11 protein-coding genes are annotated in these 10,031 nt (G+C 38.4%); 8 read left to right on the top strand and 3 right to left on the bottom strand.

Going from position 1 to position 10,031, the window contains the following annotated elements; translation table 11 throughout:
• Position 1 precedes the first annotated feature (1 nt).
• From ABD676_RS00880 to ABD676_RS00890, 3 genes are read left to right on the top strand one after another with little or no spacing between them, the layout of a single operon-like run.
• The gene (locus tag ABD676_RS00880) at positions 2 to 688 is read left to right on the top strand and encodes a GDSL-type esterase/lipase family protein (protein WP_344672801.1); all 687 of its coding nucleotides are present in this window, start codon (positions 2 to 4) and stop codon (positions 686 to 688) included.
• On the top strand, positions 685 to 1,620 hold the full coding sequence (locus tag ABD676_RS00885; RefSeq protein ID WP_344672802.1) for a DUF4434 domain-containing protein: 936 nt from the start codon (positions 685 to 687) through the stop codon (positions 1,618 to 1,620). Before ABD676_RS00880 ends, ABD676_RS00885 begins: the two co-directional genes overlap by 4 nt.
• A 9-nt stretch (positions 1,621 to 1,629) precedes the next feature.
• The gene (locus tag ABD676_RS00890; RefSeq protein ID WP_344672803.1) at positions 1,630 to 2,805 is read left to right on the top strand and encodes a n-acyl-d-glucosamine 2-epimerase; all 1,176 of its coding nucleotides are present in this window, start codon (positions 1,630 to 1,632) and stop codon (positions 2,803 to 2,805) included.
• A gap of 100 nt (positions 2,806 to 2,905) precedes the next feature.
• Here the strand turns inward: ABD676_RS00890 and ABD676_RS00895 are convergent, their stop codons facing one another.
• The 3 genes from ABD676_RS00895 to ABD676_RS00905 all read right to left on the bottom strand — a co-directional run bounded on the left by ABD676_RS00895 (position 2,906) and on the right by ABD676_RS00905 (position 4,585).
• The gene (locus ABD676_RS00895) at positions 2,906 to 3,355 is read right to left on the bottom strand and encodes a hypothetical protein (RefSeq protein WP_344672804.1); all 450 of its coding nucleotides are present in this window, start codon (positions 3,353 to 3,355) and stop codon (positions 2,906 to 2,908) included.
• Between the two features lie 297 nt (positions 3,356 to 3,652).
• On the bottom strand, positions 3,653 to 3,880 hold the full coding sequence (locus ABD676_RS00900; RefSeq protein ID WP_344672805.1) for a YgaP family membrane protein: 228 nt from the start codon (positions 3,878 to 3,880) through the stop codon (positions 3,653 to 3,655).
• An 87-nt stretch (positions 3,881 to 3,967) separates the two neighbouring features.
• A complete protein-coding gene (locus ABD676_RS00905; protein ID WP_344672806.1) occupies positions 3,968 to 4,585 on the bottom strand; it encodes a Crp/Fnr family transcriptional regulator in 618 nt (205 codons plus the stop codon).
• Between the two features lie 181 nt (positions 4,586 to 4,766).
• On the opposite strand from ABD676_RS00905, the gene ABD676_RS00910 reads away from it, so the two are divergent.
• From ABD676_RS00910 to ABD676_RS00930, 5 genes are read left to right on the top strand one after another with little or no spacing between them, the layout of a single operon-like run.
• A complete protein-coding gene (locus tag ABD676_RS00910) occupies positions 4,767 to 5,075 on the top strand; it encodes a hypothetical protein (protein WP_344672807.1) in 309 nt (102 codons plus the stop codon).
• Positions 5,053 to 5,781, top strand: a complete 729-nt coding sequence (locus ABD676_RS00915) for an ATP-binding cassette domain-containing protein (protein WP_344672808.1) — start codon at positions 5,053 to 5,055, stop codon at positions 5,779 to 5,781. The genes ABD676_RS00910 and ABD676_RS00915 overlap by 23 nt, the downstream gene beginning before the upstream one ends.
• A gap of 45 nt (positions 5,782 to 5,826) precedes the next feature.
• Entirely contained in the window at positions 5,827 to 7,161 is a 1,335-nt protein-coding gene (locus tag ABD676_RS00920; RefSeq protein WP_344672809.1) for a dihydroorotase, read from the top strand.
• A 3-nt stretch (positions 7,162 to 7,164) separates the two neighbouring features.
• Positions 7,165 to 8,211 (top strand): S66 peptidase family protein, encoded by a 1,047-nt coding sequence (locus ABD676_RS00925; protein WP_344672810.1) that lies wholly within the window; start codon positions 7,165 to 7,167, stop codon positions 8,209 to 8,211.
• 1 nt (position 8,212) lies between these two features.
• Positions 8,213 to 9,718: a M14 family zinc carboxypeptidase gene (locus ABD676_RS00930; protein WP_344672811.1), complete on the top strand. Its 1,506-nt coding sequence runs from the start codon at positions 8,213 to 8,215 to the stop codon at positions 9,716 to 9,718.
• Positions 9,719 to 10,031 lie beyond the last annotated feature (313 nt).

Consider the following 10,031-nt stretch of genomic DNA (forward strand, 5'->3'; position numbering starts at 1 on the left):
TATGAAATCAAGTTTAACTGTTTTAATTGCTATGCTGCTATCCTTGCCAGTTTTAGCCCAAGAAAATAAAGATTTGTCCAGAGATAGCTCGTACAATAACTGGTATTATGCTTCTCGTGAAAAACTGTATCAAGGCATAAAAGGTACAAAAGTGGATTTTGTATTCTTTGGAAATAGCATTACTGAGCGAGGACCTTGGCACGAATTAATAACTGGGAAAAATAAAATTGCGAATAGGGGAATTGGTGGTGACAATACCTTTGGAATGAAAGCCCGAATTAAGGATGTGGTTAAAACCAAACCTAAAAAGCTTTTCCTAATGATGGGAATAAACGACATCGGAAGAGGCTTGCCCACCGAATGGACTTTAAAAAATTATGAGGAGATGATTCAGCTTGTTAAGCAAATCAGTCCTAAAACTAAAATCTACATTCAAAGTACCTTGCCATTAAATGAAAAAGTGTTGAAATATGATTATTTGATGGGCAAGGCAGATAAAATTAATGCCTTGAATGCAGGATTACAGAATTTAGCAAAAGCCTATAGCTTAACCTATATCGACCTAACTCAGGTATTAGGTAATGGAAATACTCTTTTAGAAGAATATACTGGAGATGGCATACACCTGAATACAGAAGGATATATTCGTTGGGTGTCTTATTTAAAAGCTAATAACTATTTAAAATGAAAATTACAGGGACATTTATTGACGAAATAAGTCACGATATACCTCATCAGAATTGGGGAAGAGAAGAATGGGATAGGGACTTTCAACACATGAAATCCATAGGAATTGATACTGTCATTATGATTCGTAGTGGTTATAGGAACTTTATCACTTATCCATCAACATTTTTGCAATCTCAATATGGTTGTTATGAACCGCCAGTTGATTTGGTAGAAATGTTTCTTCAATTGGCAGAGAAGCATGGCTTGAAATTCTATTTTGGATTATACGATAGTGGCAAATATTGGGATACAGGGATCATGCAATATGAGATAGATGCTAATCGCTATGTGATTGATGAAGTGTGGTCCAAATATGGTCATTATTCAAGCTTTGCTGGTTGGTATTTAAGTATGGAGATTAGCCGTAAAACAAAAGGTGCAGCAACAGCTTTCCGGGTTCTTGGAGAGCAATGTAAAGGCGTAAGTAATAACCTCCCTACGCTTATTTCTCCTTGGATAGATGGAAAGAAAGCTGTCATGGCTTCTTCTTCAAATTTGTCAAAGGCAGATGTGGTTTCACTTCAGGAACATGAGCGGGAATGGGATGAAATATTTCAGGAAATCCATCATGCTGTAGATGCCGTTGCTTTCCAAGATGGACATATCGATTACCACGAATTGGAAGACTTCTTCGCTGTCAATAAGAAATTAGCCGATCGATATGGTATGTCCTGTTGGACAAATGCTGAATCCTTTGATCGCGATATGCCTATTAAATTCTTGCCAATCAAATTTGAAAAATTACGACTGAAATTAGAAGCTGCGCGTAAGGCAGGATATGATAAGGCTATTACCTTCGAATTCTCTCATTTTATGAGCCCACAGTCTGCGTATTTACAGGCTGGACATTTATTTAACCGATACAAAGAATATATAGACAATTTGAAATAAGCAAAAGATATGATGGATGTTGTGAATAAATATAAACAGGAATTGCTGCAGAATGTCCTTCCTTTTTGGACAAAAAATTCTAACGATAAGGAGTTTGGAGGATATTTTACCTGTTTAGATCGTGAAGGCCAAGTATTCGATACAGATAAATTTATGTGGTTACAAGGTCGTCAAATCTGGACCATGTCTTCCATGTACCATGCCGTAGAGAACAACGATACCTGGAAAGAAATGGCCATTCAGGGTGCTGACTTTATTTTGAAACATGGACAAGACCCTCAAGGTGATTGGTATTTCTCTTTAGACCGCTCTGGAAAACCGCTTGTTCAAGCTTATAATATTTTTTCCGATTGCTTTGCCAGTATGGGCTTAGGAGCCTTGTATAAAATCGAGAAAAATGATCAATATGCAGAAGTTGCACATCAAACCTTTAATAGGATTTTAGACCGTCGGGAGAATCCAAAAGGAAAATACAATAAGCAGTTCCCAAATACTCGGAATTTAAAAGGCTTTTCCCTTCCAATGATTCTAAGTAATCTGGCTTTGGAATTAGAACACATCATTGATAAGAAAACAGTAGATACCTTAATCGATGAGGTTATCCATGAGGTGATGGATGTATTTTTCCAAGAAGATACTGGCTTAATCATGGAGAGTGTCAATTTGGATGGTAGTTTCTCGGATACTTTTGAAGGTCGATTGGTTAACCCTGGGCATATTATTGAAGCCATGTGGTTTATGATGGATCTTGCAGCACGACGTCATGATATGAAGTTAATGGATCAATGTGTGGATATTGCGCTCCGTGCGTTAAACTATGGATGGGATGAACAACATGGGGGAATTCTTTATTTCAAGGATATACTAGATAAGCCTTTACTTCAATTGGAATGGGATCAGAAGCTTTGGTGGGTACATTTAGAAGCACTGGTTTGTATGGCTAAAGGTTATGCCTATACAGGTAGACAGGAATGTAAAGACTGGTTTGAAAAGTTAGATGCTTATACTTTCCCTCGATTCAGTGATCCTCAATATGGTGAGTGGTACGGTTATTTAACAAGACAAGGAACGCCATTAAATACCTTAAAAGGAGGGAAGTGGAAAGGCTGTTTCCATGTGCCTCGCGCTTTGTACAAGGTTTATAATGCGCTGGAACAAATTGAGAACCTGAGCACGGTTAAATAATTAAACAATACGAGAGTTTATAAAAAGCAACTCTCCTTGAGTATTACCTCAAGGAGAGTTGCTTTTTATATTTTATTAGTGTCTTACTTATAATCCCCTTCTAAAACTGCATTTTCAATCCCAAGGTAACACCCGTTCCTTGAGGTAGAATTACTTGCTGCGATATTGGTTGGACTTTCAATGCTTTCCGACGGTTTTTACCTGCTGTAACATAAAATGGAACACTTACTAAGGAGACCACGGAGCCTCCAGTTATTCCCAAAATTGCTACTGCCATGGTACTAGTTAAGCGAATTACATCACTTTGACCATTATTAGGAGAAGGAATAGCGCTATCGAGCGCAATCGCGGATACCCCAACGAAAATACAAGATCCACCAATAATCAAGAGCTTATTTGCCTTCTTTTTAGAATAAGAAGCTTTTTCCATATACTGCTTGTAAAGGGTGGAATCTGCAGCCTGTGCATGGACTTTAAGGGAAAGTAAGGTAAAACATATTACCGTTAAAATAATTAATAGAAATGGTTGGTTAGTATTTTTAAATTTCATGTTTGTTTCTTTAATGATATATTATTTTAATCATCGCCTTTTGGTTTGCGAAAATAAATAATAGACTGTTAAATGCAAGTTAATTTGCTAATAATATTTCATTAACCTGTGATTAGTACTTATTGTATATAGAAATTCAAATTGGAGAGGTTTTTACTAATTAGAGGGTTTGGAGGTGATCTGGATGATATTTGCTGTACCCAGTAATTAGTATTTTATATAAATCCCTTGGACGATTTATACGCCATACTAATTACCAAATACGGTTCCTCAGTGGTAGATGAGGGTCAACACGTTTTAAAATTCAGTGAATTCTTGCGTGTCCGTTCTTTTCCTGCTGCTTATTCCTAAAAGGCTATATAGCGGACAGTAACCTATTATACTCGTTAATACAAAAACTACCGCTATAACCAATAGCACAATAGCAAGTGTACCTGAGATGACATTCATAAAATACAATACCGCAATAGCCAAAGCTAAAATGATGCGTATTGTCCTGTCAATTGTTCCCATGTTCTTTTTCATAGCTCGATTTATTAGGTGATTACGGATACAAATGTCTACTATTAAAAAGAGTTCGTTGGTGACTTTTGTCACATTAGGAAATAATTTCTAATTAATCTCTATTTTATTTCTGAATAGTTTTAGTATTCCACGCTGTTCAAATAGTTTGAGTAATCGGGATATTACCTCTCTTGAAGTGGACAGCTCGTTTGCTATCTCCTGATGTGTCATATTTAAGCTTTTGGAACCTGTTATTTTTGTTTTTTCTGTCAGGTAATCCAATAATCGTTCGTCTATTTTCTTAAATGCTACCTTATCTAAGGTGTTGATGACTTCTTCAAATCGTTGGTCCATGGCTCTTAAGACAAACATCCGCCAACTAGGATACATGTCATACCAACGTCTAGCTAAGGATGAGGGGATTGCTATCAGCTCGACGTCATCCTCTGTAATGGCTTTTATGCTGGCTAGTTTATCCATTAATAAAGTCGACAAAGAAACGGCACAAGTTTCACCAGAACGGATATAATAAATAAACAATTCATGGCCATCTTCATCCTGTCGAATGACCTTCATGCTCCCTTTGAGTAAGAAAGGAATTACTTTGATGTATTTTTGAGGTTCTACAACGAGTTGCCTAGGTGGAATCTGCATCAATTGCCCAGCTTGTTCAAACTCTTCCCGAAGTCCTGCTTCCAACAGGAAATCAAATTTCTCCGAAATCATCTGTGTATAAATTAGTTAATGTAATCTTAGCCTAATTTAACTTATAGGTTTTTCTTTACCCATAAAATCAGACTTTTTATGCTTATCCTCCTCTTTTATACACTCCAACCGCTATTTAGGTTCGCTTAATTGTCACAAAATCCCTCTTGCCATTATCTTAATTTCTTAGTAGCTTTAGTGCATGCCCTTTATAAACAAGCATATTTGGCGGTATTATTTGCCCATTCTCTATATCAATATTGTCCTTACCTTATTGTTTGGCCTAATGGGAGATTTTGGCTATTTGGCATTTACCCCCTTTCTTTTTGCTACTGTAGGTTTTTTTGGTGCATTAGGGTTGGTTCTTCTCTTTGAAAGAAATAGTATCTACATGTACTATAACCTAGGATTATCCAGACGCCAACTCATTCTATCCTCCTTGTTAATTAATTTTCTAATTGCTGTGCTCTTATACTTATTCGTTTATTATGGGGTTACACGAAGCACATAAGGATTCATTAGCTGAAAAGGAATTGTTTGTCGATTCTGTGGAGTTCTGTTATTCAGGGCAAAGGTCCTTGCTGACCGGTGGATATTTGGTTTTAAAAGTAGGTCAGGTTTTGGGTTTTTTAGGTCGAAATGGAACTGGAAAATCCACCTTCATGAAAATTGTATTCGGATCTTTAAAGGCACAGTTTGCCTATATTCGGGTCAATGGTGTCAAGGTAAATTGTGCTTTTGCTACCAAAGAAGTCTGTTTATTGCCGCAAGAGAGTTTTCTTCCCACAGCGAAGAAAGTAAAAACCATGATCAACTTTATGTTGAAGGATGAGGCAATTCGAGAAGAAATATATAACGATGAAATCATCAAACCCATCTTGAATAATAAAGTCGCTGAATTGTCTGCTGGCGAATTACGTTATTTGGAAATCCTTTTACTGTTAAATCAAAAGGCTACTTTCATCCTGTTGGATGAACCTTTTACTGGAATATCGCCAGTCCTTAAAGAGAAAATCCAAGAACATATCCGCAGACTAAAGGACCGTAAAGGGATAATGGTTTCTGACCATGATTATATGAATGTTCTGGAAGTGAGCGATCAGTTGTTGTTATTGGAGAATGGTGCCTGCAGAAAGATTGAGAAAAAGGAAGATTTAGAGCTGTTTTATCTCCCTGAAGGAACATTTGATAGGCCATCGGATAAATCACCCGCTTAAATCGCATTATTCCTATATTTGTTAAGCATTAAAAAAACTCTATACATGTCTACTATATTAATTAAACATGCTCAAGTCGTAAATGAGGGCGAGCAGCGTGCCTTGGATATTCTGATTAAAGATGGTCGTATCGAAAAAATTGCTGGTACAATAGACCAAAAAGCAGATCAGGAAATCAATGCCGAAGGTTTGCACCTATTTCCAGGTCTTATTGATGATCAAGTACACTTCCGTGAGCCTGGATTAACCTATAAAGCCGATATTTTTACAGAAAGCCGAGCTGCAGTTGCAGGTGGTACTACCTCCTTTATGGAAATGCCAAACACGGTACCCAATACCCTAACGCAAAAGCTACTACAAGATAAATACGATATCGCTCAAGATACTTCCTTGGCGAACTATTCTTTCTTTATGGGTGCAGCAAATGATAATTTGGACGAGGTATTGAAAACCAATCCTAGAGATGTCTGTGGGATAAAAGTATTTATGGGCTCTTCTACCGGAAATATGTTGGTAGACAATGAAAAAGCATTGGAGGCAATTTTTAGTCAAGCACCTACACTGATCGCTACCCATTGTGAGGATGAAGCAACCATACAGGCTAATTTAGCAGCTTACAAAGCTAAATATGGCGATGAGGTAAGCATTGAAATGCACCCTTTGATCCGTTCAGAAGAAGCTTGTTATCTTTCTTCTTCCAAAGCGGTAGAACTGGCCAAAAAGAATAATACTCGTTTGCATATTCTGCATATTTCCACAGCTAAGGAAATTGCTTTATTCCGTAATGATATTCCGTTAGAGGAAAAACGTATTACGGCCGAAGCGTGTATTCATCACCTTTGGTTCTCAGATGCCGATTATAAAACAAAGGGAAACTTCATTAAGTGGAACCCTGCCGTAAAAACTGCGAATGACCGTGATGCGATCTTAAAAGCAGTTTTAGATGGCCATATCGATGTTATAGCTACAGATCATGCGCCTCATACTTTCGAGGAGAAGTCTCAACCTTATCTTCAAGCTCCATCAGGAGGTCCTTTGGTGCAGCATGCACTTCAGGCTTTGTTGGATATGGTTAAAGAAGGCAAGTTGACCTTGGAACAATTGGTGCAAAAGTCTGCGCATAACACTGCTCGTTTATTTCAAATTGAACAACGTGGATTTATTCGCGAAGGTTATTGGGCGGACTTGGTGTTGGTCGATCTAAATAAACCTTATACCGTTACTAAGGATAATATTCTATCTAAATGTGGTTGGTCTCCTTTCGAAAACCATACTTTTTCATCTACCATTGAACATACTTTTGTATCTGGTAATCTGGCTTACTCGAATGGGAAAATCCTAGAAGTAGGTTCAGGTCATCGTTTACTTTTTAACCGATAAATTATGAATAAACGTTCTTTTATAAAATCCTTAGGATTGGGGCTGGCGAGTATTCCAGTTTTTGGTCAAGGGGAAGCGCTGGCGATGGCCGGTCAAGTAACATCTTTGCTGAAAGGCAAGGTATTGAAAGCTGGTGATACCATCGGTATCATAACACCTGCTTCAGCATTACCTGATGAAGAGTCCATTACTATTTGCAAAGAGGTATTGACTTATTTTGGCTTTCAGGTCAAGGAGGGTAAATACATCCGCGAACGCTATGGTAATTTAGCTGGTACGGATGATCAGCGCTTGGAAGACCTACATGCCATGTTTGCTGACAAAGGCGTCGCTGGTATTCTGTGTATCCGTGGTGGTGCTGGGGCTTCTCGTTTATTGCACCGGATCGATTACAATATGGTAGCCAAAAACCCGAAAGTGTTATTGGGATATAGTGATATAACCGCCTTGATTATGGCGTTTCAAGCTAAAATAGGATTGGTAACTTTCCATGGTCCTGTGGGTACCAGTACTTGGAGCAATTATGTAGCCAATGGTTTTAAGGAACAATTGATGGAGAACAAATTGGTCACCTTCCAAAATCCGGATAAAAAAGGAGATAATGTGGTTAACTATAGGGACCGCATTACCACGCTTCATCCTGGTGTTGTAGAAGGGAAATTATTAGGTGGTAACTTAACTTTGATTTCAGGTCTTTGTGGTTCACCGTATCTACCTGACTTTAAGGACAGCATCTTGTTCTTGGAGGAAGTTAGTGAATCGCCTGAAAAAGTTGATCGAATGTTCTGCCAATTGATGAATGCTGGTATCTTGAAACAAATCAAGGGATTTGTATTCGGAAAATGTACCGATTGTAACCCATCTGCAGGATTTGGATCACTTAACCTCGATCAAATTCTACGAGATTATATTAAACCATTAGGCATCCCTGCTTATTCAGGAGCAGTAATTGGACATATTGCCGATCAATTCTTATTGCCGGTGGGGGTGAAGGTAAGGATGGATGCCAATAAAGGCACAATAGAATTCTTAGAAAAAGCGTTAGTATAATATGAAAATAGCCCTTCTTTCCCTCGGTTTACTTGCCGCGACTACATGTAGCAATCCTTTTAATTCGGGTTCTAAAGCCATCACAGGTATGCAATTGGATACTGCCAAATGGAATGCTATGCATGAGCAATACAAAGAGCAAGCGCTTTTCCATCGCCGCTTTAAGCATAAGGATGTGGATTCCTTGATTCAAGTGCACCAAGGAAATAAACTGTTTCAAGTTAGCCAGATTGGTAAGTCTGTTCAAGGCAGAGCCATCTATGAATTGGAATATGGGAAAGGGGATAAAAAAGTAATGCTATGGTCGCAGATGCACGGGGATGAACCGACTGCAACGATGGCTTTATTTGATATTTTCAACTTCTTGGAAGGTAAGGGTGATGGCTATGATAGTATCCGAAATCTGTTGCACGATAAATTGAATCTTCATTTTATCCCAATGTTAAATCCAGATGGTGCAGAACGTTATATGCGACGCAATGCACAGAGTATTGATTTAAATCGGGATGCTCGTGCTGGACAGACCGTAGAAGGAGCATTACTTCGCTCCAGAGCTAAAGCTGTTAATCCGCGCTATGGATTTAATTTACACGATCAGAATATCTATTACAATGTTCCCGGGACAAAGAATCCAGTGAGCATTTCTTTATTGGCGCCGGCATTTAATACAGAAAGAGATATCAACGATATCCGTGAAGGTGCTATGCAAATCATCGTTGGAATGAATGGTATCCTTCAAAAGTACATACCTGATGCGGTTGCCAAATACGATGATACTTACACGCCGAGAGGCTTTGGAGACAATTTCCAATCTTGGGATGCCAGTACAGTGCTCATTGAGTCCGGTGGCCTAAAAGGGGATCCAGAGAAGCAGAAAATCCGAAAACTTAATTTTATTATCATCCTAAATGCCTTAATTCAAATTGCTGAAGGCAGTTATGAACAGTATGATGCTAAGGGGTATGAGGAGATACCGTTTAATGCCAGTCAGCTTCACGATGTCATGATACGTGGTTTGGAGTTTGGGTCAGATTCGATCTCTTTAAAAAGCGATATTGCTATCCGTAGGGGAGAGACTACAGTCGATCGAGATTATTTCATTCGCGGTCGGGTAGAAGATATCGGAGACTTGCAAGAATCTTACGGATATGATGAGGTACAGGCTGATGGAATGAAGTTTATTATTGGAAAAATAGCTCCTCAACCTGTTGATTCTCTCAAGAACATAACCAAAGAAATGGCTTATGACCTATTGAAGAAAGGATTTATGGGCATACAAGTTAAAGGCTTGGCAGTAGGGCAAGCCAATAGTTTGCATAATTTGCCGATCCATGTTTTTGCTGGAAATAGCTTCGCTACAACACCAGTCATTGACCTCGGAGGAACAACAAACTTTTACATTGGCGATAAAGCAGGGAATCTTAAATACGCCATCTTAAATGGTTATTTAATCGATCTATCTAAACCGCTTTCCGAAATCCCAGAATTAAAAAATAGGGTGCAGTAAGGGAGTTTGATGTCATATCGTCTTTAGGCTGTTGTTTATTGTATAAAGAAAAAGCACAGCGCTTACAACTCAGAGCGAAGCGAAGAGTCTCTACTCCAGCCCCACTAGACCGGGTCATCTTGAGGCTTGCCGAAAGAACTTCATACTATGCAAATCAAAAATGGTCAATATATTTGGTTTAATATAAGCGGTCGAAGCATGCTTCGACCCTACAGTAATTTTGTCTAGAAACAATAAAATCACGAATGTTTGTAGGCCTTATGTTTGTATTAAGGACGTGCTATTACAAAGAGATAGCATAAGATTATTTGTT

The organism is Sphingobacterium kyonggiense, assembly GCF_039536825.1.
Lineage (GTDB): Bacteria > Bacteroidota > Bacteroidia > Sphingobacteriales > Sphingobacteriaceae > Sphingobacterium > Sphingobacterium kyonggiense.